This window comes from Paenarthrobacter sp. TYUT067 (genome assembly GCF_023656375.1).
GTDB lineage: Bacteria > Actinomycetota > Actinomycetes > Actinomycetales > Micrococcaceae > Arthrobacter.
This window is the reverse complement of sequence record NZ_JAMOIT010000002.1, coordinates 73706-100643: the sequence shown is the minus strand read 5'-3', so window position 1 is coordinate 100643 and position 26938 is coordinate 73706. Positions and strand designations below refer to the sequence as shown.

Below are 26938 nucleotides of genomic sequence, written 5' to 3'. Positions count from 1 at the left end.
GGGAACTCCTAGGCCGGCTGACTCATTTCGGATGGCACGGCAGTGAGCTGGAGGGCCTTGCCATCGCGGAGCACCGTCAACGGGAAAGTTTCGCCGATAGCCTCGGCAAACAGCAATTTCTGCAGGCTTTCAGCGCTGGAAACCGCTCGGTCCTGCGCGCGCAACACCACATCCCCTGCTTGGAGTCCGGACAACTCCGCGGGCGAGCCCGGAATGACCTCCACCACCCGCAGACCCTCCTTCTGGCCGGTCCTAACCACCGCACTCGCATCGAGGGGTATCGGCGTGCTGACCAGGCCCAGGTATGCGCGGCGAACGCGGCCGTCCCTCAGCAGCGACGCGATGATCCGTTGCGTCGTGGTGTTGATTGGTACTGCCAGCCCGAGCCCGAGGCCGGCAACGGCGGTGTTGATGCCCACGATTCGCCCCCTTGTGTCGGCCAGTGCACCTCCGGAGTTTCCCGGATTCAGGGCGGCGCCAGTTTGGATGACATCCTCGATCACACGCCTATGCTCGCCTGCCCTCACGGGAATGGACCGCCCCAAGCCGCTCACTACGCCAGCGGTCACCGAACCGGCCAGGCCCAGCGGATTGCCCACGGCAATCACCAATTGGCCTACCTGCAACGTGTCGGCATTGCCCAGCAATGCCGGCGGCGGGGTGGACTTCAGGCCACGGACCACTGCGAGGTCCGAGAGTGGATCTGCTCCCACAAGCTCCACGTCAGTGTGCTTGCCATCAGCGAACACAGCCCGGCCGGACTGGATGCCCGCCACCACGTGGGCGTTGGTCAGCATGTATCCGTCGGCGGTAAAAACCACAGCTGAACCACTTCCCCCACGGACCCGGCCGCGGCGGTCAGTACTTGTCATCTCGATCGCGGCAACGTGGGGTGTCACAGATTCAGCAACGCTTATGACGATCCGGGAGTACGCGTCCAAGGCTTCATGGTCGTCCGCGGCTTGCTCTTCAAATGCTGCATTTGTGCTCATCATGTGCCTCCTGCCAACGCCCTGCCACGCTTAACCGCGATCCTTCGGCGAAGCGCCCAACCAGTACAACGGCCAAGCAGGTGCCGGTAGTCCTGAACGCGCTACGCCGTAGGTGAACGCACCCTGCAGACGGCAAAAAGAAAGCCCCCGGATCACGAGGATCCGAGGGCTTTCAGGGGTGGAGATGGGGGGAATTGAACCCCCGTCCGATGTCGTTTTGTCAGGGCTTCTCCGGGCGCAGTTCGCGTCGGATTTTCTCGGCCCCAGCCATCCTGCGAACAGGTAGCTGATCCGGGCCCAGTCATCTAAGAGTCCCGTTTACCTCAATGACGAAGGCAAACAGCAGTGGCTATCTAAATGACGCCAGGAACCGGGGCGATAGCAACCCCGGGCTGACGGACTGTCTTACTGCTTAGGCAGCGAGAGCGAAGTCAGTGCGCTTAGATTCGGCACTTATTGGTTTGCAGACAGCGTTTACGAGATAATTCTGCATCCTCGGCCCGCTTCACCTGTCGCGACTAACATCGTCGAAACCGATCATCCCCGTATTTTGTTACCAATCCCGCCAAGAGTCTTTGAACTCTCGTCGGACTACTTATCATAACGCATTCATGCAGTGGATCATTCCCCGGACACATGCCACTTAGCGGCGGTTGCGCTCGCGCAACTCACGCAGTGATTCACGCTTGTCCTGCTGCTCGCGAAGGGTCTGACGCTTGTCATAGTCCTTCTTACCGCGGGCAATCGCGATCTCCACCTTGGCCCGGCCGTCCAGGAAGTAGAGCTGGAGAGGCACAACAGTGAATCCGGACTCACGAATCTTCTGCGAAATCTTGTCCAGTTCATCGCGGTGCAGCAAAAGCTTACGACGCCGGCGGGCGGCATGGTTGGTCCAGCTCCCCTGGTGATACTCCGGGATATGGATACCCTCCATCCACAATTCGTCATTGTAGAAGGTGCAAAAGCCATCAACCATGGAGGCATGGCCCTCACGGAGGGACTTCACCTCTGTTCCCATGAGGGCAATACCTGCCTCATAGGTATCCAGGACATGGTAGTTGTGCCGGGCCTTTCGATTGGTGGCCACTACCTTACGGCCACTTTCCTTGGGCACGGTAGAACTCCTTGTTAGATGCGGATTTCAACTAGTGTACGCCAGCGCTGCGGTGCCACCGCGCGCCAGGCGGACGTTAGAGGAGAGTCATGGGATCCACTGCGGCACCGTTGAGCCAGGTTTCGAAGTGCGCGTGGCAACCCGTCGAGTTACCCGTGCTGCCCGAATAGGCAATGAGTTGCCCCGCCGAAACCTGCTGACCATTCGCCACCACAATGCTGCTGTTGTGGTAGTAGATGGTGGTCAAAGAGTTGCCTTGCACCACACCATGGGAGATCTTCACGCGCCATCCGCCGCCATCGGCAGAGTTCCAACCAGAATTGAAGACCTCGCCCGCAGCGGCTGCGTAGACGGGCGTGCCGCATGCCGCTCCGAAGTCGATCCCTGTGTGCATGTAACCGCCGGTGCCATAGAAATCAATAGTGCCCGGTGGTGTCGCCCGCCAGCCAAATCCGGAGGTGATGGGAACAGCACTGGCGAAGGGGTGACGGAGACCAAACGCCGACGGCGACCCGGCAGGCGGAGGAGAATACGGCGGCTCTGGAGGTGCAGGCCGTCCTTGGGCGGCTGCCGCAGCAGCAGCGGCAGCCGCAGCTGCTTCCGCGATCCGCCGTTGTTCGGCTTCCCATGCTTCCCTCAGCTTCCGGTCGCGCTCCACGATTTCGGCGGCGATCGTATTCTGTTCTGCCTTTACCCGGGCCAGGTTGGCTTCAATGCCGGGTTTCGCGGCTTGAAGTTGCCCATTGAGGCGGGTGGTGTCCTCAATCAGCTTGTCGACTTCAGCTTTTTTGCTCGCAGCTTCATCCCTTGCCGACTTTTCGCGCTCCAGCGCGGCGTCTGCCTTGCTCTTCAGGTCCTGGATTTCTTCCTCAACAGCAACAAGCCTCGCCTGCGAGTTCACATTGGTGGCGTTCTGCTGGGTGAGTTTGGTCATCGCCGCGTTTTGGCTACGCATGGCCTGATCAGCCAAGTCCATGGACTCTGTCAGGCTGCCGGATTCACTGGATCCGAACAGCAGTGCAATATTGGTGGGGACGCCACCGGATTTGTACGCCTGTGAGGCGATCTGACCGATCAGCTTCTTGGTGTCGGTGATTTTCTGCTTGTCACTCTCCAGCTGCTCAGTAATCTTGGCCTTGTTCTGCTGGGCAAGTTCAACCCTGGCGGCAAGAGCTTCGACTTCCTTGACCGCACTGGCCACCCTGCCCTGCGCCTCCAGCAGCGCCTGCTGTGCTCCGGGAAGGCGGCCCTGGTAGATCACCAGATCACCGGCAGCCTTTGCAATGTTCGCATCAACAAACTCCAATGATGCTTGAACCCGCGCAGATTCTGCTTCCAAGGCAGCTTGCTGGTCTTCCAGGCTGTCAGCTGTTGCGGTTGGCGCGCCCGATAGCAGACTGACTGCCAAGCCCACAGCGAGGACGGCCCCCAAAAACCGAGCATGGCCTGACGCAAAGCGCCGGCGCAGGGGGTTCGGGTCCAACGTGGTCATCAGAAGTCCTTTTCGCTTGTCAGCATGGCAGTTATTTCATTCCGGGTATCCACGGTTACACCTTCAGGTAACGCCGAAGGGTCAACAGCGAAGATATACCCGCCAAACCGGCGCCAAGTGCAATCAGGACCGGTGCGATCACCAGGACCTGGGTGGAGGAGATGAACGGAGTATTCAGGAACTGACGCGACAAATCACCATTGAGCCAGAAATGTGCCATCAGCCAGAGAGTGACGGAGGCCAGCAGTGCCCCCACCACGGCCGCTATGACACCCTCAAGGATGAACGGCAATTGGATCACCATCTTTGATGCTCCCACGAGCCGCATGATTCCCGTCTCCCGCCGTCGGCTGAAGGCCGAGAGCCGGATGGTGGTGGTGATCAGCAGGACCGCGCAGAAGATCATCACCGCCGCCACGCCGATGGCTGCAACTGATGCCCCGTTCATCCAGGAAAAGATGCGTTCCAGCACCTGCCGTTGGTCGCTGACCGTCTCAACACCGGGCTGCGAAGAAAACGTCTCGCTGATGATTTGGTACTTTTCAGGTTTCTTCATGTTGATGCGGAAGGAGGCCGGCAACTGGTCTTCAGAGACGGAGTCCACAATGGGCGAATTGGAGAACTGCTCCTTGAAATGCTTGTACGCCTCAGCTTGGGACTCAAACTGGAAATCGTTGATATACGGCTTTATTGCCGGGGATTCTAGCATCGCCTGCAGGTTAGCCTGCTGCTCCTTGGTGGCCGAACCCGAAGCGCAACCGACCGCCGTCGAGCCATCGTTGCAGAGGAACACCGCAACCTGGACTTTGTCGTACCAAAAGCCCTTCATCTGGTTGATCTGCATCTGCAGCATTCCTGCCGCACCGACGAACGTCAGGGACACAAAAGTCACCAGGACCACGGAAATGACCATGGAGAGATTCCGGCGCAGGCCACTGCCGATTTCCCCCAGGATAAACAAAAGCCTCACAGCTGTGCCCCCTGCGCACGGTTAAGTTCCTCGCCGCTGGCATCCCTGAGCCGGCGCGACTCGCCAACCACCGGAATCATCGAGGTGTACAGTGCCTTCGCTTCGTCGCGAATAACCTTGCCGTTCTTAAGTTCCACCACGCGGCGGCGCATTTCATTGACGATGTCGTCGTCGTGGGTTGCCATGACCACAGTGGTCCCGTTCTGGTTGATTTTGTCCAGGACGCCCATGATTCCCATTGAGGTAATGGGGTCGAGGTTTCCGGTCGGTTCGTCGGCCAGCAAAATGCCCGGACGGTTGACGACGGCGCGGGCAATCGCCACGCGCTGCTGCTCGCCACCGGAGAGTTCATGGGGCATACGGCGTTCTTTGCCCTCCAGGCCAACGGTCTTCAAGACCTCCGGCACGGTCTCCCGAATAATGGAGCGACTCTTACCTATCACCTGCATCGCAAAAGCTACATTCGCGAACACATTCTTCTGCGGGAGCAACCTGAAGTCCTGGAAGACAACACCGATTCCGCGCCGAAGCTTTGGAACACGCCAACTCGAAATGTTGGCAACGTTCTGGCCCGCGACATACACCGAGCCGGACGAGGCTTTGTCCTCCTTCAGGATCAGCCGAAGGAAGGTGGACTTGCCAGAGCCTGAAGCGCCCACCAGGAAGGTGAATTCGCCGCGGTTGATCTCAAGGCTCACAGAGTCGAGCGCCGGTCGGGCATTCTGCTCATAGACCTTGGTGACATTCTCAAATCTGATCATGGCCCTTTAGAACCCCGCCGGACATGACGTAGCCGCCCAGTCCAACAGCCGGAGCGCGGGCTTTCGATGGGGGAAGTGAGAGCACCGGCCACTCGACTATACGCACGGGGCAACTGTAATTCCGCAGCTTTCAAAGGCGTGTCGCGGAATCCGAAGACTCATGTGGTTCATGTGGCTCACATGAGGCAGCCCAACTCCTAGTTGGCTGCCGCGTTTCGGTTTCCGGTACGCCAGCGGATGCCGGCGTCGATGAAGTCATCAATGTCGCCGTCAAGTACGGCCGAGGTGTTGCCCACTTCGTGTTCCGTCCGCAGGTCCTTGACCATTTGGTAGGGATTCAGGACGTAGGAGCGCATTTGATCGCCCCAGGACGCCTTGACGTCTCCAGCCAGGGCTTTCTTTTCGGCGTCCTGTTGTTCCTTCTTAACCAGCAGCAATCGCGACTGGAGCACACGCATGGCGGCCGCACGGTTTTGAAGCTGCGATTTCTCATTCTGCATAGAGACCACAATGCCCGTAGGGATGTGTGTCAGCCGCACGGCGGAGTCAGTGGTGTTCACGGACTGCCCACCCGGACCCGACGAGCGGAAGACGTCAACACGGATCTCGTTATCCGGGATCTCGATCGAGTCCGTCTGCTCGATCAAGGGAATGACTTCTACCGCAGCGAAGGATGTCTGACGGCGTCCCTGATTATCAAAGGGACTGATGCGAACCAACCGGTGCGTACCGGCCTCGACGCTCAAGGTGCCGAAGGCGTAGGGGGCCTTCACTTCGAAGGTGGCGGATTTCAAGCCCGCTTCTTCAGCGTAGGACGTATCCATGACGGTGGTCGGATAGCCGTGGCGTTCAGCCCAACGCAGGTACATCCTCATCAACATCTCGGCGAAATCGGCTGCATCAACGCCACCGGCTCCGGCCCTGATGGTGACGACGGCTTCGCGTTCGTCATACTCTCCGGACAGCAGCGTAGTAATTTCAAGCTCAGCCAGCGCTTTGCGGATGGAGGAAAGTTCCTTGGCCGCTTCGGACATGGAGTCCTCGTCGCCCTCGTCCTGGCCGAGTTCCACAAGGACTTCGAGGTCGTCAATACGGGACGCAAGCTTGGACAGGCGCTCAACTTCAGACTGCCTGTGCGACAAACGCGAGGTGATGACCTGGGCGGAAGCAGGATCGTCCCAAAGGTCCGGAGCCCCTGCCTGCTCGCTCAGCTCAGCGATCTCAGCCTTGAGGGCATCGACATCGGTGACGTTTTCAATGGAGCTGTACGTTGCTCGAAGTGCGCGGATTTCCGCGGGAAAATCAATTTCAGCCATGATCATCCCAGCGTACGCTATCCATTGCACTCCCCGATGGCTCCCCTAACCCCGTGCCCGCGGGCACCCATAGCTCCCCGCCCGGCGGATTATTACTGGGTCAGTCGGGATCGGGCCGTCGCTTTCGCCTCGATGAGAATCCCATCCGGTAGAAGAAAACTGACCACGGGAGGGCGCACGACGGCGGTGAGGACCACTACGGCAGTCCCGCCAGGCTCACTTCCGGTACCTTCCGCGACAGCCAGGTTTTCATGCCGGGATCCGGCATTACCAGCTCTCAGGTACGACTCCGTTGCGGCCAGCACTCTCGCTTCGACCAAGGAGGGGGAGGGGAAACTAGCTCCACCGACGTCTCCCGCCACGAAGGAATCCGCTGCCGTGAGCGCGGCACCGTCAGCCAGGGACAGCAGCTTCTTGTGTTCCAAATAGACCGTGGAAGCAGCCATCACCACCGAGGCGAGGAGAAGGGACAAGAGGACGAAGCCAACAATGAGAACCGTTATTTGGCCTTCTTCCGAGGCCCCGCTCCTCGACGAGACCACTCTCACCGGTAACGCCCCACAACCTGCGACGCTGATGCGCTGAGTCGGCTTGCCTTCAACTGCAGCGAGTCCCCGAACGGCATTAGAGGCAGCGAAACGTCCAGGCTTACCGTCACAGTCACCGTTGTACCCGCCGACGAACAAACCGCACGATCACACTCGATCGCCACGCTCGCTAGTTCGGGCGAATAACCGTAGTCCTTGAGGGCAAGGAGCACACTACGCTCCGCCGCAATCCTCGCCATGGCCGGGTCCGATTGAGTCACGAAGACTTTTGCTGCTTGATCCGCAGCACCCACCACCGCAAAGGATCCGCCTTGGACTTGACCTACGGTTACTACGAAATAGACCACAGGAACCATGAGCAACAACGCGAGGAACGTAAATTCCACGACGGCGCTTCCCCGTTGACGTTCAGGATTCTGAAGTCCAGGATTCTGAAGTTCAGGAGTCGCAGAGCCATCAGACGCGCCGCCAGGCGATCTGGCCGGCGAGCACAAGGCCTGGCGCACCCTTTGCCGGCAAGCGGCCAGCACAGCCTTTGGCGCGTCAACCCGGGAGATCCGCATGTCCCTTGACCTCCAACATCCCACCAGGACCGATCAGGCCAACAACAGGCAAGGGTGCCTTCACCGTAACTTCCAAGGTTCGTATCCCATCAATACTGACTTCAGTCGACGTGACGTCACGGGCAAAATCGTGGTTCAAGGCGCCACCGATCAACTCAGCGGTCCTGGCCCGGGCATCCATGAAAGTGCGGTCCGACAACGCCCCGTAACGCGCACCCGACGCCGCTGCATCAATGAGTGTGTTCCGCACATGCAGGACCAGCATGAGTTGAACAATCGACATAAAAAACATAGTCAGCAATGCACCAACCAACACGAAGTCAACCACCGCGGATCCGCGCTCCTTTGCGGCTCCGGCTGGCCCTACGGAAACACGGTCGTGGGTGATCCATGTAGCACGTTCCATCACGCGCGCTACTTGCCTACCTTGCTCATTGCCTGATTGAAGAGGTCGCTCAGCGCCGGCGTGGCGATGGCAAGAAGTCCTGCCACGAGGATCGCGGACATGAGGGTGATCATCACCCAGCCCGGTACGTCACCACGTTGGCGGTCACTCCGCAGCGGCAACGCTCTGCGTGTGATCAGCCCGAACAACCAAGAGGAGCCGAGCAGCAGGAGTGAAAGTACGGACAGTTTGCGTGCACTTTGTTTCATGATTTTCCTTAAGGTTTCGAGAAGTGTTGACGTGTTGTGGCGTCTTAGTGCGTGGCGCGTTAAGCGACTACCTAGGTGGCTTGATGGCTGGACGTCAAAGGCTCATTTCCAATGCAGCGATAGCAGGGAAAGCGGCGAATACTACGCTCAGGGGCAGCACTCCGAAGACGAGCGGCACCATCATGGCAATTTCTTTTCGCCCCGCGGACTCCATGAGTTCCCGCTGTGCGGCATCGCGGACGTCCGCCGCCTGCGCCCGGAGAACGTCTGCCAAGGGCGTCCCGCGTTCCACAGCCACCACCAGTCCGTCGATGAACCTGACCAAAGGTGGCAGTTCCGCCCTTGACGAGAAAGCCTGGAGCGCCTCAGTCAGGGGCTTACCGGATCGTGTATCCGCCAGGATTGTGGCGAACTCCCCGGAGAGCTCACCGTTGGAGCTCCGACTTACCCTGTCCATCGCGCCCATTGCGCTCTCCCCCGCAGCGACGGCGAGCGCCATCAACTCCGCGAGGCTGGGAAACTCAGACAACATCCTTGATTCGCGTCGTTTGATCGTCTGCCCCAACAGATAGTCGCGCAACAGGTAACCGCCCAGTGCGCTTCCGATGACCGAGATGCAGGACACCACCGGGCTGAACCGGCCGGCACTGGCGCCGGCAACAACCACGATGACAGCAAGCACAAAAGCGACTCCGGCCCAAAGAAGCTGCTCGGCCCGGAAGTCCAGCGTTGATTTAGTTGAACCGGCACGGGCAAGGCGCTTTGCAAGGGCGGTGGAGCCTACGTTGAAGCGGGACATGGAGGAGACCGCATCGCGGATGATAGGCCGGAGTATTCGTTCCAGGGGTCCAAACGGCGTGAGATTGTGCGTGGGCCTGCGGAGAAGGCGTGATTCGAGATTCTGCGACTTCAACTGCGGTTCGATGCGCTCGGAGAATCTCGTTCCCCGCATGAACGGGAGCCTCGCCAGGATTAACCAGCATCCGGCACCCAGAAGCAGGCCGCACAGCAAGGCTAAAGCGGTTGACGTGTTCATCCGAAAACCCGCTCGTCCTCTGGCAAGGCGCCGACCCGAAGCATCACGGAGTAGCAGAAAGCAGAGACCACAAGGCCTCCAAGCAACACCATGGCGCCGATGCCGGAGTTGAACGCAAGCATGGCTTCAGGCCTGCTTGTCATGACCACCAAAACTATCCAGGGCGCGGCTACGGCGAGTCTGGCTGCATTGATGGTCCATGATTGACGGGCTTCAAGCTCGCTACGCGTCCGTGCGCTATCACGAAGGAAGCCCGACAAAGTCCCCAACATCCGCCCGAGGTCGGAGCCGCCCACTTCGCGGGTCATTCGCAAGGCCTCGATGATGCGATCGGCCACGGGATCAGCGAGGCGCTCTTTGAGTTTGTTCACCGCAGCCTCAAAATTGCCGGTGGCTCTGTAGTCGGACCCGAAATCCAGGAACAATTCCCGCAGTTCTTCGGGCCCGTTGTGTCCCAGCTGTATCAAAGCCTCCGGTAGTGCGAGACCGGCACGGATCGCTGAGCGCAAGTGGTCCACTACGTCCGGCCATAGCTGCCGCAGCGCGTTCCTGCGCTTCCCCGCCCGCCGACGCACAATGGCAAAAGGAACCCAGGAGCCGAAAATTGCGAAACACAGTGCAATTGGCGGGGATCCTGTCAGCACATAAAACGCAAGCAGTGCAAAGAGGCCAAATCCGGCGCAGGTGAGCAGGAGTCCGCCACCGGAAACTTTCTCGATTCCTGCTGACATCAGGAGGAGGTCCAGGCGTCGGGGTCTGTGTCTTTTAGGTTCAGAGGGTGGCTGGACCCACGTGGACCACCACACGAGAAAGACTCCCAAGCCGGCGATGATCCCCAGGAGAGGCGCCATCAGTTCGACTCCAGCAGGGCAGCCACGTCAAAACCTGCACGCGCAAACTTTTCCGCTGCAGGCATGGAGTTGGCCCGGGGCTGCAGCCGCCCCGCAACCATCCCGAAAACTCCGGAGGACTCGATGATCCCGTTCTCCACCCTCCGTCCCAGGGACAGGATCTCTGTCACCTGCCTGCGCCCGGTTGAATGACGACCGCAGTGCACTACGAGGTCAATGCATGATGCGACAGTCGGCACCACGAAGGCGCTTGAAATATTAGCCCCGGCCAAGAGCGGGAGGGTGCAGATCTTGGTGACAGCGTCATGGGCGGAATTGGCGTGCACAGTACACATCCCGGGTAAGCCTGAGTTCAGTGCAATGAGCATGTCCAGGCTTTCCGCTTCGCGAACCTCTCCTACTATCAAGCGATCAGGACGCATTCGGAGCGCTTCCTTGACAAGCCGCCGCAGAGGAATTTCGCCCTCACCCTCAAGGTTGGGTTGGCGGCATTGCAAACCCACCACGTCGCGCAGAGGCAGCTGTAGCTCAAAGATTTCCTCAACAGTGATGACGCGTTCACGGGAACCGATGCTTGAAGCCAGGCAGTTCAACATGGTGGTCTTCCCCGCTTGGGTTGCCCCCGACACCAGAATGTTCAATCCGCTGGCTACCGACGCTCCCAGGAATCTGGCAGCCTGGGGTGTCAGGCTGCCGAGCTCAACCAGATGTTCGAGCCGGCTTGCCCTTGCGATGAACTTCCTGATGTTAACAGCCCAGTGCTTTCGGGTGATGTCCGGGATCGCTACATGCAATCTGGAACCGTCCGGAAGGGCCGCGTCCACAAAAGGGGACGAAAGATCCACACGGCGCCCGGAACTCTTGAGCATCCTTTCAACAAGATCGTGCACTTGCTGCTCACTAAGACTGATGGCCGTCAGCTCGGACTCCCCATTGCGGGCCACGTAGATTTCGTGCGGCGCGTTGATCCATACCTCTTCAATTCCGGGATCATCCAGAAGTGGCTGCAGGGGGCCAAATCCGGCCACCGCATCAAAGATTTGTTGTCGGGCGGCCTCGAGCTGTCCGAGCGAAGGCAGCGGGCCCAGTAATGCCCGTTCGTCGTAATCGTTGACTGCGGCGTCCACTAGGAGCCGCACGTCCTTGGCTTGTTCCAATGGATCCAAGCCGCGGCGTCGTATGAGCTCCCGGACTTCTCCTTCGACGATTTCTACAGCATCCACATCTTTCCCCGATGATCGCGAGCACGTAAACGAGAGGCGCATCTCGAGTTCTCACGCTAGGCGAGCGGATTCGGGGCCTCAAGTTGCCGTGAAGCGCATGTGGATAACTGTCACCAACTGTCACCTCAGCATCGTCAATCCCACTAGTCACTCCAGTTTCGGAATGTTAGGGTAAGCCCGTTAGGAGCTGGCCTTTGGTCTCATGCGCAAGCGCCCGCCCTGGAGCTTGTCCGCAAGCCACCCCATGCGCCGCTGAGCCGCGGTACAGGGCCGGATGTGAAAATGAACATTAAGTCGATGGACCCGGTCCGCCGCATCCCGCTGGCACGTGCAGCCCTGGCGCTCACTCTCGCCTTGGTGGGGGGAAGTTGCCTTGGGGCGCCTGCAGGGGCCCAGACCCCCGGACCGCAACCGGCTCCGCAGTCGGAAGCCCAGGACACTTCGCCATCGCAGGGTCCCCGCCCGGCCGGAAACGGTTCCGGATCAGCGACCCCCGGCAGCGAGTTGCCGGGTAATACGTTGGTACCCAAGCAGCAAGAGCCGCTGCCCGCCGTCGAACCTTCACCAGCTGTTGCACCGCCGCAAGCCTCGAAGGCCTTGGGTCAGGGTGAAGCCCAACGGCCGACGCCCCAGGCAACGCCTGGCACCGCACCCAATGCCGATGCCATGAAAGCGGCCATGCGGGCAGCAATTCCGGCCGGTGGCGCTGAAATGGGCCAGCGATCGCCAAGGGTGTTGTCGTCAAAGCAACAGAGCGCAAGTGCACCGCCTTCGGGAGCACGTTCAATAGGCGGAGCAGTGAATTCGGTGGTTCCCATGGCGGCCGACCCGGGTCACTGGCGCCCAACCATCGGCATCGCCGGGCAGGATGTCAGCGCCCACCAAGGCAACGTCAACTGGCAAAGCCAATGGAACCAAGGTTCCCGATGGGCCTACGTCAAGGCGTCCGAAGGCAACTACTACCTCAATGAAAACTACACACAGCAGTACAACGGCTCCCGTGACGTAGGCATGGTCAGGGGCGCCTACCACTTCGCTATCCCCAACTGGTCATCGGGCGCGGACCAGGCCAGGTACTTCGTGGCAAACGGTGGCGGTTGGACTGCCGACGGTTACACCCTCCCGCCCGTCCTGGACATCGAATACAACCCCTACGCCGGACGCACCATCAACGGCTTCTACTTCGGCAACACTTGCTACGACATGTCTAAAGCCCAGCTCGGACAATGGGCGGCTGATTTTGGTAACACCGTCAAGGCCCTCACCGGCCGCTTCCCTGTCATCTACAGCACCACCGATTGGTGGAACACCTGCGTGGGGAACCCGACCTTCGGAAACTATCCGCTGTGGCTCGCCTCCTATTGGAACAACCCCACCAACTCGCCCGGGAACATGCCCGTCAGTTGGGACAACTACACCATGTGGCAGTACAGCAGCACCGGTCCCTTCGAAGGTGATTCAAACATCTTCAATGGCACCTATGACCAGCTTCGAACCTTCGCGCGAGGCGCCTCCCGCCCTTCCAGCCCTTCGATCCGATCCGGGGCCGACCTACTCGCCGTCATGCCCTCCGGGCGCCTGGACAATTTCCCGGCGGACGGACAGGGCCGCATCACAGGGCCGGTAGCCATAGGGTCCGGTTGGGGAACCGCGCAATCCGTGCACGTCGTTGACTGGAACCAGGACGGCGTCCAGGACATCCTCGCTCAATGGCCCGATGGCTCGCTCCAAGTCTTCAGAGGAACGTCGGGCGGCGGTTTCCTCACTCCCATACCCGTGGGAACAGGGTGGCAGGAGATGTCGCTGACCGTGGGATGGTGGAACTCCAAGGACGCATATCCCGGTGTTATTGGGCAGGATGGCAAAGGAAACCTCTACCGCTATACGAATGCCGGCGCGGGCGCCCTCAGCGGCGGCGTGCTGATCGGGACCGGATTCGGTGGGCACCAGTTCAACCAATTGGACTTCGACGGTGACGGCAACCAGGACATCGTCTCCCGAACCAACGATGGCACTATGCGCCTCTACCGTTCAAACGGCGTAGGTTCGTTCTTTGCCGAACCGAGCCGGGTGATTGGAAACGGCTGGTCTGCCATGACATCGGTGAGCTCCGCAGCCGGTTTCAACGGCGCCGGTTCGCAGGGACTTCAAGCCCGAACCGCCAACGGCGACCTTTACTACTATCCTGCGGTCTCCGAGTCCTGGGGTAACCGCTTCCTCATCGGCGTGGGCTGGAATGACGCAAACGTCATCAGTGGAGCGCCTGTCAACGTCGAGGCAACTCTGGGAGTCGACACGCAAGACGTCGTCGCTGCCCGCCAGGACGGCAACCTGTACCGATACCCGGGATCAGGTTCCACTTCCTTACTGCCTGCCGAACTTATCGGCGTACAGTGGACCGGCCTAAAGGCAGGTTTCCTGACAGACTGGAACAAAGACGGCGCCTTGGACATCCTTGCGCAATGGAATGACGGGCGGCTCAGCGTCTACCCGGGGTTCAAGGGTCGTGGCTACGGGGCCCCGATCAGCCTCGGCACCGGCTGGAAGGACTGGACCCTCACAGTGGGTTCGTGGAAGAAGTCCGATGCCAGGCCCAGCATCGTAGGATACGACCCCTCAGGTCGTTTATTCCATATCAGCAACCCGTCCGGCACCGGATTGGGAGCGCGCGTGCAGATTGGTACGGGTTGGTCCGGCTTGAGCATCATCCAGATGGACTTCGACAAAGACTCGAATATGGATCTCCTGGCCAAGAATACTGCCGGCGAGTTGGTGCTCTACAGATCAAATGGCAGTGGATCATTCGTGCAGGAACCGGCCAACACCGTGGGGGTTGGCTGGAACGTGATCAACAGCTATGGAGCCATCCGTGGATTCGCCGGAGCCGGGTCCACCGGAATCCTGGCACGGACAACTGGCGGCGATCTGCGTTACTACCCTCTGGGACAGAAGGGAAGCTGGGGCACGCCCACCAGGGTGGGCACCGATTGGGGCGCTCTGAAAATTTTCACCCCCGCCGGTTAGGCCCCCGCCGGTTAAGCCCCCCCGGATCGGCCCAGCTCAGCTGAGGTCCCGGAATTTGAGAAGGACCTGCACGCTCCATAATTGAGCGTGCAGGTCCTTTCGCATTTGGAAAAACTCTCTAAAGGAAACAAATAATGTTTCGGTCGAAGGACGGGGTCTAAATCACGGGGTTGCGTGATCTAATGAAGGTGGTCTCACGTATTGGCTGTTCAGCGCATTCGGGAAACGGGCTTTGTTTGGGGGCAAACGAAGGTCACCAATGCGCACAATCAAGGAGTGATCTTTCATGGCGTTTACCGTTTCAACGGCCAAGGTCAGCATTTCGCCGCCGCTTGACGTCAATCCCTACATGGCGGGGTACGGGACTCTCGACGGCGGCCGGGAGGCCACCAGCAGTGCACCCTACGAATCATTGTGGGTTCGTGCGATCGTACTGTGGGAAAACGGCTCCCCCAACCTGATCATGAGCGTGGACATTCTTGCCCTCCCCAGGTCTATCCACCAACGGGCCCGGCAACGAATCCTGGCGCTGGCGGGCTGGTCCAACGGCGACATCCTGATCCAGTCCACGCACACCCACAACGGACCGGCCGTGGTGGACACCCTGCATCCGTTCATGTGCTATGGGTTGTCGGATCTGTCCATGGTGGAGACGTACAGCCAGCATTTGGAGAACGATCTCGTACAGGCTGCCAGTGAAGCGCTGAACGCAGCCCAGACGCCGGTCACCTTGGACTACAAAGTCACCACTGCCAGCATCGCGTACAACAGGGTGGGATTGCCCTATCTTGAGAACACTGTTCCGGTCATCGTCGCGCGCAAGCCAAACGGCAACGCCGCTGCGGTTATTTTCAACTACGCTTGCCACCCTGTGGCCGCTGGTATGCGCACGCTTTTCGACGGCGATTATCCCGCCGGAGCATGCAACTACATCGAAAACACCAACCCCGAGTGCTTTGCCTTGTTCCTCCAGGGAGCGGCTGGAGACCAGAACCCCATGGGAGTGCCCAGCTGGGAGCTGAGGGATGAGTATGCCACCACCCTCGGCGCTGCTGTTGACCGGGCCATGCAAACACCGGGAAGGTCCATTGGCAGCCCCCTCCAGACCAGCTATCAGGAAGTGCAGATCCCGCTGGACATCACGCCCACGGCCGGGAACATGGCAGCGGTACGCGCCGCTTACGCTTCCCGTCTGCCCAATCTGGACGGAAACCCGGCGTGGTACGGCCGCCATGCCCAAGTCATGATCGGTCGAATCGATAGCGGCAGCTATGAGACGTCGGTTGTCTGCCCGTTCCAAGTGTGGAAGTTCGGGGGCAGCCCTCAGCTGAGGATCGGAATCGTCGGTGGAGAGCTGGTCAGCGGCTATGCCGCATACTTCCGTGGAAGATTCGGAGGCGCCAACGGAGTGATTGTTGGTGGTTACGGAAACGAGTCCTGCTACTACGTCCCCAGTGCGCAGTTCCTGCCACCCTATTCATCCGGGGGCAGCTACGAGGGCGGCTGGGATCCTGACCATCCGGGCATTGCGGGAGGCTCCATGACCGTTTACGGACACATCGGCCACTTCCGGGGTGGAACAACAGGCGTTGAAGCAACGGTCATCAACACCCTGAACTCGATGTTCGCCTGAAAACCATCACTGCGGAAGGCCCTGGTCCAAGGAGCAGGGCCTTCGACGGTTGCACCATTTTGTAGCGGTATCGATACCCGATTCCGGGGCAAATTCATTGACCGGCACTCGCGGTACGACAACCATGGAGGTGGAGGTCATCATGAGAACCTTGTACCCGGCCGCTGCGGCGCTGATACTGCTGATTGCCGGATGCTCCGGGCCAACAGCACCGCCCGCCCCTACCGCCCCTTCCTCCGCGTCGGCACCTCCGAGCTCAACTCCTTCATCGCCAGCGTCGGATCCCGAACCCACCACAGCAGCTAGTGGCAGCGGCCAGGGTGCCGGTGCCCCTGATGATTCGGGCCGGTTTCTCTATACGTGCTCGAACCTCAACGAGGCTGTTCCGGATGTTACGTACTCAAGCCTTGCCGAGGTGTGGGCTTCGACAGAATATGTGCGGCTGTCTTCATGCACCGCGAGCTTTGAAGGCCCCCTTCCCTTCGAACCCACTGAGGATGAAGCAAGGATCATCTCCCTGGCAAAGCCCGGCATTACTCCCTCAGAAGGTCTCGACACCTACCTGACGGCACTGGCACTATGCACGCGGGTCAGCGATGACGCTGCGTCAGAGCTTTTCGGACGAAGCAGCCGGCAGATGCTGCAGGCCGCCAGTGAGCTTTGCCCGAGGGCACCACAAGGAAGAATCATAGGGCTCTGGGCATCAGGCGAACGGGCTGCAGACGGCGAGTATGCAGTAGCCGACGGCGGCCTGGTTCCGGGGAAGTTCCAGCTCCGGAAGACCCCGCCCGAGGCCTGCACCTGGTCGGTCTCGGCCTCTGATGGCAGCAAAAAGGCCTCGGGCGGGGCAGCAGAAGGTCAATCCGGAATAATCCTTGAAGAAAAAGACGTCCTAACTAGTGACAAATGCGGAATTTGGGAGAAGATGGAGTAATGCAGCCGGTAACGGCTGGGGCGAAAATCCAACTGCATGCGGAGCTGGGGAGCATCCGAATGAAGTGGGGATCCCTCGGTGGACATGCCAAGACGCGTTGTCGTCCAGCTTGGCCTAGCCGGTCTCGTTCTTACAGGCTGCTCGGTCAAGGTCGTTGAAAATGTTGAGCCATTCAAACTGGGCGTGACGAATGCCGGCGATGCCGACAAACCACGCGTCGAAAGACCTGAACCAGTAAAGCGCTATCAATTCGAGTGTCGCGGACCCAACGGGAATCCGCTCATCATCTTGTCGAGCCTTCAAGAGGTTTGGGCAAACACCCAATACAAAAAATTCTCCGACGTCGTAGTGACTTATGTGGGCCCTCAGCCCCAAGTATTGGAAGCGGAAGAAAATGCCGCGGTTAATGTCGCTGTAGAAGCCGGAGCCACCGGCGCGCGCACTGACATTTGTCTTGCGATTATCAAAGCCTGCACCAGAAACAATCCGCCAACCATCAGTACCGCACTCTATGGGCTTGGTGGAGTTCCCATTGTTAAGGGAGCGCTCACGCTGGCCCCCATGGCACCTCAGGCCGCAGTCCTGACCAAGTGGCTGAAGGAAGTGGCGTGATGGAACAGCAAAAAAGGAACGACGCCGGTTGGCGGCTTCGGGGACACAAGATCATCACAGCATTGGCTGCGGTTCTTCTGACGGTGGCAGGTATGTCGGCGGTGGTCTCAAGCACCCCAGCCCATGCAGACCAACAGAAACAAATCATTGGGATCGGGCTTACCAAGCCGGCGGGGACGGTGCTGGACCCGATTGGGCGGATGTGGGTTTCAGACAGCGTGGCCGGTTTCTGCCGGATGTCCGAACCAGTGAACGGAAATGCAGGCACCATTGAACAGGACACGTGCCTGGGCGGAACCTCACCCGATGCCGGGCCAGGACCCAAGGTTCCAGGAGTCTCCATCGTCCTTGATCCGACGCCTGGATCCATAGGCAACGGTGATGAGACAGCATTCATCCCCGACTCCGCTGTGGGGAGTTCACATCTTGTCCGGGCAGTGTGGAATCCGCCGCTGGACCTCTTCGAATACAGCAGTACGCTGACGGTCCTCGATGGCGACGTTCGTCCCAATGCAGTTTCCGACGGCCCTGACGGCAACATTTACCTGTCTTTCGCAAATGCCCGCTCCATCATCAAGATCGTTGATCCGACCATCATGCATCCGAGCATCGAATCCATCGCATCGGTCACCACTCGGGCGCTGGGCCTTGTTGCAGCAGGCTGGGACAGCAACGGACACGTCAGTGTCTATGTACTCGAAACCAGTGGCCTCCGGGCATTCTCCGCTCCGGGCAACGGTGAAATGACAGATTACGTACCGTTGACCTCCTACAACGTAGGCGTCGCTTCAGCGATCTTCTACGACTACGACGCCCACGTTATCTACACAGGGACGAGCAGCGGCACCACGGCGGGCGCAGACAAGGTATCGCGGCTAAACCTCAGCACCGGCGCAGTCGACAACCAATGGGCCTTGGGATTCAGCAAAATCAGCGGCCTGGGCATGCGTGGGGGTCAACTTCTGGTCCTGGACGATCCGGGACAACTGGGCTCAACCCCGGGTACCGGCCGGGGCAGTATCAGCATCCTTGGCGGCGCGGTGGCCAAAATTACCTCAGGACCCACGCTGGCCAACGGTGCACTGGCCCCCAACCCCGAATTCACCAATGACACCACACCAACGTTCGTTGTGACAGCTGAACCGGCCGGCAGTGCCTTGGAATGTTCAATGGGCGGCACGTGGGTGAACTGCACAGGCGGAACGTATACGTCAGCTGCACTGCTCAACGGACCCCAGACCTTCTCCGTAAGGCCTGCCCCGGGTGGAGTCCCGGTGTCCAGGAGCTTCACTGTGGACACGGTCGCACCTGCTGCGCCTGTCTTCACCGCTCCAAACAGTGGACAGGTAGTCAACGGTAAACCTGTCCTGGGTGCCACGTTCGAGCCGGGAACAGCGCTCACCTGTTCAGTCGACTCGACGGCCGACGCCGCTTTCCAGGCTTGTGTACCCGGAGACACTTTCACGCTCACCACAGAAGGTGCGCACACTTTGAGGATCCGCAGTACAGACCGGGCCGGCAACGTCAGCCCCGTTGCTGCACAAACAGTGACAGCTGATCTGACCGCCCCCCAGGTGGCCATCACAGCTCCGGCCAGCGGAGCTACCGTAGGTGCTGGCTACCAGTTCCAATTTGGCTCCAGCTCCCCGGACGTGGCGGGATTCCGCTGTCGCTTGGGAACCGATGCCTTTACCGCATGCACCTCGCCGAAGGTCTACGCGGACATCGCGAACGGACCAAAGAGGTTCGAGGTAGAGGCCAGGGACGGGGCAGGCAACACCACTGTTGCGGGCGTCAACTTCACGGTCTTCGTAGCTGACACGACTCCACCGACGGTGACAGCCAGTCCCGTAGGCGGAACATACGGACCTGCAACCAAGGTCACGCTGACCGCGAATGAGCCCGATGCCAAGATCTACTACACGGACAATGGCACCACTCCCACCGCTGCCAGCACGCTCTACACCGGTCCCATCACCATGGGAAACAAGACCATCCAGTACATTGCCGTGGACGCAGCCAACAATGCCTCCGCACCTCAATCCCAGGTGTACGTACTGGACAACGTCGCCCCAACGGTGACTGCAAGCCCCTTGGGCGGAAAGCTCACCCTTGGTCAAAAGGTCACGTTGACTACGGAGTCCGGGGCGAAGATCTACTACACCACGGACAACTCCACTCCAACCGTTTCAAGCCCCTCCGGGACCACGACGGTGACAGTTACTCCGGCGTCCACTACCACGGTGAAGTACTTCGCGGTTGATGCTGCCGGGAACCAATCCGCGGTGGCCTCGCAGACGTACACACTTCCAGCGGCGCCGGCAAACACTTGGAAGGACTACAACTCCGACGCCAAAAATGACGTCCTCGCCAGGGACGCTGCTGGTACGTTGTGGCTCTATCCGGGCAATGGCACCGGCGGTTGGTTGGGCAAGGTCAACACCGGTACATCGTGGAACAACTACAACCTGATCATCCCCACGCGGGACTTCAGCGGCGATGGACGAAGCGATGTGCTGGCGAGGGATGCGTCGGGCCAGATCTGGCTCTTCAGGGGCAACGGCGCAGGTGGGTGGCAACCTGCGGAAGCTGTAGGTGCCGGCTGGAGCGGCTTCACGGCCGTGTTGGCACCGGGCGACTTCAGCGGAGACGGCAAATCCGATGTCCTGGCCAGGGATGCCTCCGGAGTGCTGTGGCTCTACAAGGGTGACGGACTAGGTAAGTTCAGCGCCGGCCGGACCCAGGTCGGAGCAGGGTGGAACGTCATGAATGCCATCTTCAGCACCGGCGACTTCAACGGTGATTCGAAGACCGATGTCATTGCCCGGGATACGGGCGGCGGCTTGTGGCTCTACCCAGGCAACGGCAGCAGCGGCTGGGGAACGCGCACGCAGATCGGCAGCGGATGGAGTGGCATGACGGCGCTGCTCGGACCTGGCGATTTCAACGGCAACGGCAAAGCTGATGTCCTCGCCCGGGATGCCAACGGCAATCTGTGGCTCTATCCCGGCAACGGTTCCGGCGGCTGGCTGGCCTGGGGCCAGGTCGGCAACGGATGGCAAGGATTCACTTCGCTCCCCTGATAGGGGCCGGACGTAGCTTGCTGTTTCGAGGGGTGCATCGGAGAATATCCGGTGCACCCCTTTTGTCTGCCATGGGCGGCGAAGCTGCTGCCCTTCCACAGAAGGCATCCAACAATGAACTAGACTGAGGGTTTGCAAGGAACTCGTGACACCAGCGTTGCGGGCTGCGGCTGGCGTTCAAGAATTCGTCGGCACGAACTACCGAGGAGAGTCTTGACTTTCGACCAGGCAGGCCAACCGGATCTCTCCGTTGTGATCCCGGTCTATAACGGAGAACGGATTTTGGCGGCAACAATGGCCCGTCTTTCCGGCTACTTGACCAGTGGCACCTCCGAGATCATCATCGTGGAGAATGGTTCTTCCGACAAAACACTCGAGGTCGCCCACAAGCACGCGGTGGACACTCCCCACGTGACGTTCCAGGTTCTCCAGAGCCAAAAGGGCATGGGAAATGCCTACCGCAGGGGCATCGAAGCCAGCTCCGGCCGCCGGGTACTCCTTACGGCCGACGATCTCCCCTTCGGCACGGATGATCTGGACGAAGACAAGAAACTAGCCACCAAACCACACGTTGTCATCGGTTCGAAGGCCCACAAGGACTCGGTCACTGAGCGAAGTGCAATCCGTGGAATCACCACCTTCGGCTTTAAGACCCTGCGTCAGGTCATCCTTGGATCCAAGATCGGCGACTCCCAGGGAACCCTGATTGTTGACGGCGAGTGGCTTCGAAGCATGGTTGACCGCTTCGACGATCCCGGGTTCCTCTTCAGCACCCAAGTCGTCTATGCCGCTGAAAAGCAAGGCTTCCAGATCGTCGAAGTGCCCGTCACTCTGGCACCCGACGACGAACCGGGCGAAACAACCATCCGGACTGCCGACGTCGTGAAGATGTTCAAAGGACTGGTGGCCATGCGTCGCCGCCGGCGGGAGTTCGCCGCGGCTCCCAGCGCGGGAACGCACGCCTCATGACGGATTCAATCGCAGAGACTCCGTCAAACGACAACGATCTGAACCAGGAACAGCCGCCTGCAAAGACCACGAAAGCCAAGCTGGTTGACTTCGCACGGCGCGCGCTGGTGGTCATCGTTTTCGCCGCCGCAGTGTACTTCATTGCAGTCCAATGGCCGCAGGTGCAGGCCACAGTTTTCGCCCTGCAGTGGTGGCAGGTCCTGCTGTCCCTCTTGGCACTCATCCCTGGTGTTCTCCTCGGGATGTTTATGTGGCGCGTCGTCATGGCAAGCCTCCTACGGTCAGTAGACATCGAACCCCAGGGCTTGGTGCTCAACCAGATCTACCTCGTCGGCCAAATCGGCAAATACCTGCCCGGTTCCGTGTGGGCGTTCGTGCTGCAGATGGAGCTTGGACGTAAGAACGGCATCGCGCGTGCGCAGGTGTTCGTTGCATCCCTGGTGAGTACGGGGATCACCATCGGAGCGGCATTGGTAGTTGGAGCTTCGGCTCTTCCGATACTGGTCCAGCGTCAGCCAAATCTGCAGTGGCTGTACGTCATACTCCCTGTAGTGATCCTGGCGATGAACCCGAACGTTGTGACGTTCCTGGTCAATATCGTCCTGCGGGTCTTCCGCCGTCCGCCGCTTCCCGAGCGTATTCAGGCCAACACCATGGTGAAGGCCTTCATCCTTGGCGTTCTGATGTACCTGTGCTTTGGCCTGCACTTGTGGATCCTGGTCGGCCACGAGGCCACCCTGGACCTCGCGACGTTCCTGGTCCTGACCGGCGCTTTGGCGCTTGGCATGACCTTGGGTGTACTCGCATTCCTGCTTCCTGCCGGCGTTGGTGCCCGGGAAGCCATCCTCATCCTTGCCCTGGCCGGAATGATGAGCGCCGGCGCTGCAACAGCAATCGCAGCCCTGTCACGAATCATGTTCACCATTGCGGACCTGCTGTGCGTCGGTATCGCTTTTGTTCACTTCCGGTGGCGGCAGCAGTCCGTCTCCAAGACCCCCGCTGACTCCACCGCCGAGGCCAAGTAGCGGGTTCCGGATGCCCCGGGCCAATATTCAGACTTATGCCGCGCGCTAAGGAGCAAGCCAAGACCATGACAGCAGGAACATCCGGGGCTACTGCCCAGCGCCCGCCGGTTGCCCGGCGGCGCTACTTCTTGCAGCACGACTGGCATTGGGGCATAGTCACTGCCGCCATAGCAGCCGTCGCCTCCATCATCCCCCGACTCTTCAACCCCACGTTCTATTACTGGGACGACATGATGCAGTCCTTCCTCCCTCTGTGGCGGCACATGGGCGAGGAAATACGGTCCGGCCGATTCCCGCTCATGGAGCCAGGCGGCTGGGTTGGCGGGAACATTGTGGCCGAGGTGGGCTACGGTATCTTCAACCCGGTCAACATCGTCAACTCTGTCATTGTTTCGAACTTCGAGAACCTGTCTCTGGCGAGCTATTTCATCATCGTCCAGTTCATCGCGTTGCTCGCATTTGGTACGTTCATGCTGGCCCGCGATTACGGTTCCAACCGGCCGCTTGCCTTGGCCGCCGGCGTAGCCATCCCCTTCAGCGGCTTCACGCTCTTCTACGAAGCAGCCCGCTGGCCGGGAGGCCTCATGGCCTTCGCTTGGATTACCGTTTTCTGGTGGTCGGTCCGACGCTACGCACGTCGCAACACCTCCCCGTTCCTGCCGTTCCTGTTGGGCTTCCTTACCATGACGGCCGGGAATCCCTACGGAGCCATTGGCGTCATCCTGGTCCTGGCAGCAGTCGCCGTCGAACTGATGCTGATGAGGCACTGGCGTCGGCTCATTCCAATCGTCATCGTCGGCGCCTTGGTGGGTCTGACCGCTGTCCTGGTCTATTTCCCCCTGCCACTCAGCTCCGCGGTGACCGTTCGCCAGCAGAACGAAATCCTGAATGACCTCTTTCTCGCTCCGGACATGTCATCGCTGCTAACGATGAGTACATCCTCGATGATGCCTCGGATCAACAACTTCTGGGCCCCCATAGACAACGTTCCCTCAAGTTACTTGGCGTGGTTCGTCCTGCCTTTGCTTCCGTGGCTGGATTTCCGCAGCTTCCGTAACCGCTCGCGCCAAATATTCAGCATCTACATCATCACTGGCATTTACTTCCTGCTGACCTTTGCCCCCTCCCAGGTGCTCGTCTTCCGCTGGCCCATCCGACTCATCGAATACGTCTACCTCGGCGTCATCGTCCTCGTCGCGGTGGTGGCCTCAGCCGGTTTGAAGACCTCATCCTGGAAGAAACGGTTGTTCATCACCGTCGCCATCCTCGGCTTTGGGACCTACCGGGCCTGGTCCATGGTGCCCGGCGGCGGCAAATGGCAGATTTTCACACTGTTCGTGACGCTTGTTCTGGTGGCTTTGGCTGTACTTGGATGGAAACGGTTCGGCTACCGGGGGCTGGCGGCAGTGATGGTGGTGGGAACGATCGCGACGCTGGGCATGCAGTCCAGGCAGTTCATCCCTAACAATGCTGTTGCCGGCATCGGCTCCCCCGTGGATGCGGACACGCTCCGTGACGCCACCAGTAGCTACAAAGGCAACACAATCCAGATCTTCAACACTATGAAGATCACTGGCCAGGAATTCACTGAGGGCCGCCTCCTCTACGGCAATCAGATCCTCAATGCAGACGTCAACAACAGCATGGGCCGCTATAGCGGAATCAGCTTCACAACATACGTCAATGCCTTGTGCATGAACTACCGGGGCGAGACCTGCCCTCTGGCCTACACTGAGCTGTTCAAACAGGCCTCCGGGGAAATCGACGTAACGTTGGCTGACGTTCTTCAGGTCGAGACGGTGTCCGTCCAAAAGACGCTGATCGCCCCTGACCAACTCACCGTTGCCCCGGGCTGGTCAATTGTGGCCTCGGATGAGACCAGGACCATCCTTCAGCGGGATAACCCGTTGCCCTATCCAGGCACCGTTTCCTGGGCTTCAGATGGCATCTCCGTCAAGGATTCCGTCAGGAACGGCAATGACGAACACATCACCTTGTCCGGAGACGGCACTGCGGGAAAGCTGACGCTTGCCCGTCTCGCATGGCCCGGCTACACCGTCACGGTTGATGGCGAACCGCAGAAGCTCACGCAGGGTCCGGCAGGAGTAATACTGGTGGATGTCCCGGCCGGCGCCACATCCGTGGACGTAACGTTCACGACGCCGGGCCTCACCATGGGTCTCGCCGCTCAGGGCGCTGCATGGTTCGGCATTCTGTTGTTCACGGTATTCCACTATGTTCGTCGGCATCGCCGCACGCGGTCAGAGGCAGACGTTTTACCGGTTTCAGCTGAGAAGGTCGCTGTCTAAGCGGCTGAAAGGCAGTAGAGCCACCCATAAGTCAGAAGAGCGTCCGCCCCAAAGGGGGCGGACGCTCTTCTTTGTGGACCCCTGGCAGGTGCCTTCAGCAGCCATTAAGTAGTGCGGGCGGGGCCCCGTTCCCGCCTATTGCTACTCACATACGACAAAGGCCACCGCGCATCATACAGAGATGATGTGCGGTGGCCATATTACTGTCCACCGTAGGGTTCAAACAGCCAGTACCTGCTAGTTGCTATCGCGAAGCCATGCCACAGCCTGGTCAGCGGGGCCTTCAAACTGCACCGTGCCGGAGGCAAGCACAACTCCCCTGTCGCAGATGCGCGAGATCATGTCGAGGTCGTGGCTGACCACAACCAGCGTCCGTCCCTCATCCGAAAGCTGCTTGATTTTAGCCAGACACTTCTTCTGGAAGGGTTCGTCGCCCACCGCCAAAATCTCATCCACCAAGAAGATATCGGGCTGAGTGTGGACTGCTACTGCGAAAGCAAGCCTCAGGAACATACCGGAGGAATAGAACTTCACTTCGGTGTCGATGAACTGCTCTATCTCGGAGAACGCAACGATTTCGTCGAACTTCTCGTTGATTTCCTGCTCGGTCATTCCGAGGATAGCGGCATTGAGGAAGACATTCTCGCGACCGGACAAGTCCGGGTGAAAACCTGCGCCAACTTCGATCAACCCGGCAACGCGACCCTTCGTGCGGACTGTGCCTTTGTCCGGCAGGATAACGCCGGAGATGAGTTTCAACAGCGTGGATTTACCCGAGCCGTTGAAACCCAACAAAGCCACGGTCTCCCCTGGCTGAATCTCGAAGCTCACGTCATGGAGTGCATCGAACTTCTTGCTGAGGTCGCTTTTCCGGCCCTTCACCAGCCATACCAGGGTCTCCTTGAGGGAGTGCGAATGGCGGAGATTGAAGGTCTTCTTAAGGCCCTTGACGATTATTGCGGCGCTCATCTAGACCTCCTGCGCAAAGTGGCCCTCAAGTCGTCGGAAGACGAGTTGGCCGATGATAAGGAACAAGGCAGCCATGCCCAAACCAATCAATCCCGTCCACATCAGATGTGGAGGCAGTTCGACTGGACGGTCAACAGTGGGATACCAGAAGGCCCAGTGGAACAACTCGACAGCCACCGTGATCGGGTTGAGCTGGTAGATGAACAACACCCAAGGCGGTGCCAGCCGGCGGATCATGGTCCAGTCATAAAGCACGGGCGATGTCCACGTGACGATCATCATCAACATGTCGACGATGTTCTCAGCATCGCGGAAGAAGACATTGACGGCTCCGGCCAAGAGGCCCAGGCCGGTCGCCGTTACTGCCACAATGACGAAGCCCAGAGCAGCTCCAATGAGCTGCATAATGTCCGGTTTCCACCCGCTGAGCAGCGCAGCTGCCAACAAGACCACCAGTTGGGGAAGGAAATGAACCGCTGCCACCCAGACAGAGGCTACCGGGAACAGCTCCCTTGGCAGATAGATCTTTTTGACCAGCGCGGCATTCGACACGATTGATCTCGTGGCATTCGAGAACGCTTCCGAGAAGAAATTGATGACGATGACGCCGGAGAACATGTACAGCGCGTAATTGGGAATCTGATCCCCTACGCGAAGCACAATCCCCAAAGCGAAGAACAGCACAACGTACTGAACCAGAGGTTTGACGTAGGACCAGGCAAGGCCCAGGACAGAACCCCGGTACCTCACACGGAGTTCCTTACGCACGATCAATTTCAGGAGATAGCGGCGCCGGTAAACATCCAGCAGCCCCGCTCCTACCCCGGGAACAGCATAGGTATCAGTGGAAGTCGTCATCG

23 protein-coding genes and 1 other RNA gene are annotated in these 26938 nt (G+C 59.6%); 8 read left to right on the top strand and 16 right to left on the bottom strand.

The features are described 5' to 3' along the window. Nucleotides 1-8 precede the first annotated feature (8 nt). The 14 genes from MOD31_RS01930 to MOD31_RS01865 all read right to left on the bottom strand — a co-directional run bounded on the left by MOD31_RS01930 (nucleotide 9) and on the right by MOD31_RS01865 (nucleotide 11520). Entirely contained in the window at nucleotides 9-995 is a 987-nt protein-coding gene (locus MOD31_RS01930; protein WP_250819717.1) for a S1C family serine protease, read from the bottom strand. A 173-nt stretch (nucleotides 996-1168) separates the two neighbouring features. Then, nucleotides 1169-1537: a transfer-messenger RNA gene (gene ssrA / locus MOD31_RS01925) on the bottom strand. 98 nt (nucleotides 1538-1635) lie between these two features. Further along, nucleotides 1636-2106, bottom strand: a complete 471-nt coding sequence (gene smpB / locus MOD31_RS01920) for an SsrA-binding protein SmpB (protein WP_017198498.1) — start codon at nucleotides 2104-2106, stop codon at nucleotides 1636-1638. Between the two features lie 76 nt (nucleotides 2107-2182). Continuing rightward, nucleotides 2183-3598 carry a M23 family metallopeptidase gene (locus tag MOD31_RS01915; RefSeq protein ID WP_166840155.1) on the bottom strand — a complete coding sequence of 472 codons (1416 nt, stop codon included), beginning with the start codon at nucleotides 3596-3598 and terminating at the stop codon, nucleotides 2183-2185. Between the two features lie 55 nt (nucleotides 3599-3653). Then, a complete protein-coding gene (gene ftsX, locus MOD31_RS01910; protein WP_250819716.1) occupies nucleotides 3654-4568 on the bottom strand; it encodes a permease-like cell division protein FtsX in 915 nt (304 codons plus the stop codon). Continuing rightward, nucleotides 4565-5329 carry a cell division ATP-binding protein FtsE gene (gene ftsE / locus MOD31_RS01905; RefSeq protein ID WP_017198501.1) on the bottom strand — a complete coding sequence of 255 codons (765 nt, stop codon included), beginning with the start codon at nucleotides 5327-5329 and terminating at the stop codon, nucleotides 4565-4567. The genes ftsX and ftsE overlap by 4 nt, the downstream gene beginning before the upstream one ends. Before the next feature lie 197 nt (nucleotides 5330-5526). Next, nucleotides 5527-6645 (bottom strand): peptide chain release factor 2, encoded by a 1119-nt coding sequence (prfB, locus tag MOD31_RS01900; RefSeq protein WP_142938586.1) that lies wholly within the window; start codon nucleotides 6643-6645, stop codon nucleotides 5527-5529. A 92-nt stretch (nucleotides 6646-6737) separates the two neighbouring features. Then, a complete protein-coding gene (locus tag MOD31_RS01895) occupies nucleotides 6738-7193 on the bottom strand; it encodes a pilus assembly protein TadG-related protein (protein ID WP_142938585.1) in 456 nt (151 codons plus the stop codon). Continuing rightward, nucleotides 7190-7579: a hypothetical protein gene (locus MOD31_RS01890; RefSeq protein WP_308196338.1), complete on the bottom strand. Its 390-nt coding sequence runs from the start codon at nucleotides 7577-7579 to the stop codon at nucleotides 7190-7192. The genes MOD31_RS01895 and MOD31_RS01890 overlap by 4 nt, the downstream gene beginning before the upstream one ends. Nucleotides 7580-7736: 157 nt before the next feature. After that, complete coding sequence (locus MOD31_RS01885; RefSeq protein ID WP_142938583.1) at nucleotides 7737-8162, bottom strand: TadE family protein; 426 nt, start codon at nucleotides 8160-8162, stop codon at nucleotides 7737-7739. A gap of 8 nt (nucleotides 8163-8170) precedes the next feature. Beyond that, a complete protein-coding gene (locus MOD31_RS01880; RefSeq protein WP_166840153.1) occupies nucleotides 8171-8410 on the bottom strand; it encodes a hypothetical protein in 240 nt (79 codons plus the stop codon). Nucleotides 8411-8504: 94 nt separating this feature from the next. After that, complete coding sequence (locus tag MOD31_RS01875; protein ID WP_250819715.1) at nucleotides 8505-9446, bottom strand: type II secretion system F family protein; 942 nt, start codon at nucleotides 9444-9446, stop codon at nucleotides 8505-8507. Further along, nucleotides 9443-10297: a type II secretion system F family protein gene (locus tag MOD31_RS01870; RefSeq protein WP_250819714.1), complete on the bottom strand. Its 855-nt coding sequence runs from the start codon at nucleotides 10295-10297 to the stop codon at nucleotides 9443-9445. The genes MOD31_RS01875 and MOD31_RS01870 overlap by 4 nt, the downstream gene beginning before the upstream one ends. Beyond that, a complete protein-coding gene (locus tag MOD31_RS01865) occupies nucleotides 10297-11520 on the bottom strand; it encodes a CpaF family protein (RefSeq protein ID WP_142938579.1) in 1224 nt (407 codons plus the stop codon). The genes MOD31_RS01870 and MOD31_RS01865 overlap by 1 nt, the downstream gene beginning before the upstream one ends. 282 nt (nucleotides 11521-11802) lie before the next feature. Between MOD31_RS01865 and MOD31_RS01860 the strand changes: the two genes are divergently transcribed. From MOD31_RS01860 to MOD31_RS01825, 8 genes are all read left to right on the top strand, one after another. After that, nucleotides 11803-14544 (top strand): GH25 family lysozyme, encoded by a 2742-nt coding sequence (locus MOD31_RS01860; protein WP_250819713.1) that lies wholly within the window; start codon nucleotides 11803-11805, stop codon nucleotides 14542-14544. A 286-nt stretch (nucleotides 14545-14830) separates the two neighbouring features. Further along, nucleotides 14831-16177, top strand: a complete 1347-nt coding sequence (locus tag MOD31_RS01855; protein WP_142938577.1) for a hypothetical protein — start codon at nucleotides 14831-14833, stop codon at nucleotides 16175-16177. A 142-nt stretch (nucleotides 16178-16319) separates the two neighbouring features. Further along, a complete protein-coding gene (locus MOD31_RS01850) occupies nucleotides 16320-17111 on the top strand; it encodes a hypothetical protein (protein WP_223940533.1) in 792 nt (263 codons plus the stop codon). Nucleotides 17112-17195: 84 nt separating this feature from the next. Further along, nucleotides 17196-17723 (top strand): hypothetical protein, encoded by a 528-nt coding sequence (locus tag MOD31_RS01845; RefSeq protein WP_142938662.1) that lies wholly within the window; start codon nucleotides 17196-17198, stop codon nucleotides 17721-17723. Continuing rightward, nucleotides 17723-20806 (top strand): chitobiase/beta-hexosaminidase C-terminal domain-containing protein, encoded by a 3084-nt coding sequence (locus tag MOD31_RS01840; RefSeq protein ID WP_166840147.1) that lies wholly within the window; start codon nucleotides 17723-17725, stop codon nucleotides 20804-20806. The genes MOD31_RS01845 and MOD31_RS01840 overlap by 1 nt, the downstream gene beginning before the upstream one ends. A 213-nt stretch (nucleotides 20807-21019) precedes the next feature. Continuing rightward, a complete protein-coding gene (locus MOD31_RS01835) occupies nucleotides 21020-21775 on the top strand; it encodes a glycosyltransferase (protein WP_223940534.1) in 756 nt (251 codons plus the stop codon). After that, on the top strand, nucleotides 21772-22800 hold the full coding sequence (locus MOD31_RS01830) for a lysylphosphatidylglycerol synthase domain-containing protein (protein WP_142938574.1): 1029 nt from the start codon (nucleotides 21772-21774) through the stop codon (nucleotides 22798-22800). The genes MOD31_RS01835 and MOD31_RS01830 overlap by 4 nt, the downstream gene beginning before the upstream one ends. A 35-nt stretch (nucleotides 22801-22835) precedes the next feature. Further along, entirely contained in the window at nucleotides 22836-25109 is a 2274-nt protein-coding gene (locus tag MOD31_RS01825) for a hypothetical protein (RefSeq protein ID WP_250819712.1), read from the top strand. Between the two features lie 237 nt (nucleotides 25110-25346). Here MOD31_RS01825 and MOD31_RS01820 read toward each other — a convergent pair whose 3' ends face one another. Then, complete coding sequence (locus MOD31_RS01820; RefSeq protein WP_142938572.1) at nucleotides 25347-26078, bottom strand: ABC transporter ATP-binding protein; 732 nt, start codon at nucleotides 26076-26078, stop codon at nucleotides 25347-25349. Next, entirely contained in the window at nucleotides 26079-26936 is an 858-nt protein-coding gene (locus MOD31_RS01815) for an ABC transporter permease (protein WP_165450180.1), read from the bottom strand. Nucleotides 26937-26938 lie beyond the last annotated feature (2 nt).

Bases quoted from the DNA above. Each gene is read 5' to 3' on its own strand.
- MOD31_RS01930 (WP_250819717.1), bottom strand. From the start codon at position 995: ATGATGAGCACAAATGCAGCATTTGAAGAGCAAGCCGCGGACGACCAT.
- MOD31_RS01915 (WP_166840155.1), bottom strand. From the start codon at position 3,598: ATGACCACGTTGGACCCGAACCCCCTGCGCCGGCGCTTTGCGTCAGGC.
- ftsE (WP_017198501.1), bottom strand. From the start codon at position 5,329: ATGATCAGATTTGAGAATGTCACCAAGGTCTATGAGCAGAATGCCCGA.
- prfB (WP_142938586.1), bottom strand. From the start codon at position 6,645: ATGGCTGAAATTGATTTTCCCGCGGAAATCCGCGCACTTCGAGCAACG.
- MOD31_RS01885 (WP_142938583.1), bottom strand. From the start codon at position 8,162: ATGGAACGTGCTACATGGATCACCCACGACCGTGTTTCCGTAGGGCCA.
- MOD31_RS01880 (WP_166840153.1), bottom strand. From the start codon at position 8,410: ATGAAACAAAGTGCACGCAAACTGTCCGTACTTTCACTCCTGCTGCTC.
- MOD31_RS01875 (WP_250819715.1), bottom strand. From the start codon at position 9,446: ATGAACACGTCAACCGCTTTAGCCTTGCTGTGCGGCCTGCTTCTGGGT.
- MOD31_RS01870 (WP_250819714.1), bottom strand. From the start codon at position 10,297: ATGGCGCCTCTCCTGGGGATCATCGCCGGCTTGGGAGTCTTTCTCGTG.
- MOD31_RS01860 (WP_250819713.1), top strand. From the start codon at position 11,803: ATGAACATTAAGTCGATGGACCCGGTCCGCCGCATCCCGCTGGCACGT.
- MOD31_RS01855 (WP_142938577.1), top strand. From the start codon at position 14,831: ATGGCGTTTACCGTTTCAACGGCCAAGGTCAGCATTTCGCCGCCGCTT.
- MOD31_RS01850 (WP_223940533.1), top strand. From the start codon at position 16,320: ATGAGAACCTTGTACCCGGCCGCTGCGGCGCTGATACTGCTGATTGCC.
- MOD31_RS01845 (WP_142938662.1), top strand. From the start codon at position 17,196: ATGCCAAGACGCGTTGTCGTCCAGCTTGGCCTAGCCGGTCTCGTTCTT.
- MOD31_RS01840 (WP_166840147.1), top strand. From the start codon at position 17,723: ATGGAACAGCAAAAAAGGAACGACGCCGGTTGGCGGCTTCGGGGACAC.
- MOD31_RS01830 (WP_142938574.1), top strand. From the start codon at position 21,772: ATGACGGATTCAATCGCAGAGACTCCGTCAAACGACAACGATCTGAAC.
- MOD31_RS01825 (WP_250819712.1), top strand. From the start codon at position 22,836: ATGCCGCGCGCTAAGGAGCAAGCCAAGACCATGACAGCAGGAACATCC.
- MOD31_RS01820 (WP_142938572.1), bottom strand. From the start codon at position 26,078: ATGAGCGCCGCAATAATCGTCAAGGGCCTTAAGAAGACCTTCAATCTC.
- MOD31_RS01815 (WP_165450180.1), bottom strand. From the start codon at position 26,936: ATGACGACTTCCACTGATACCTATGCTGTTCCCGGGGTAGGAGCGGGG.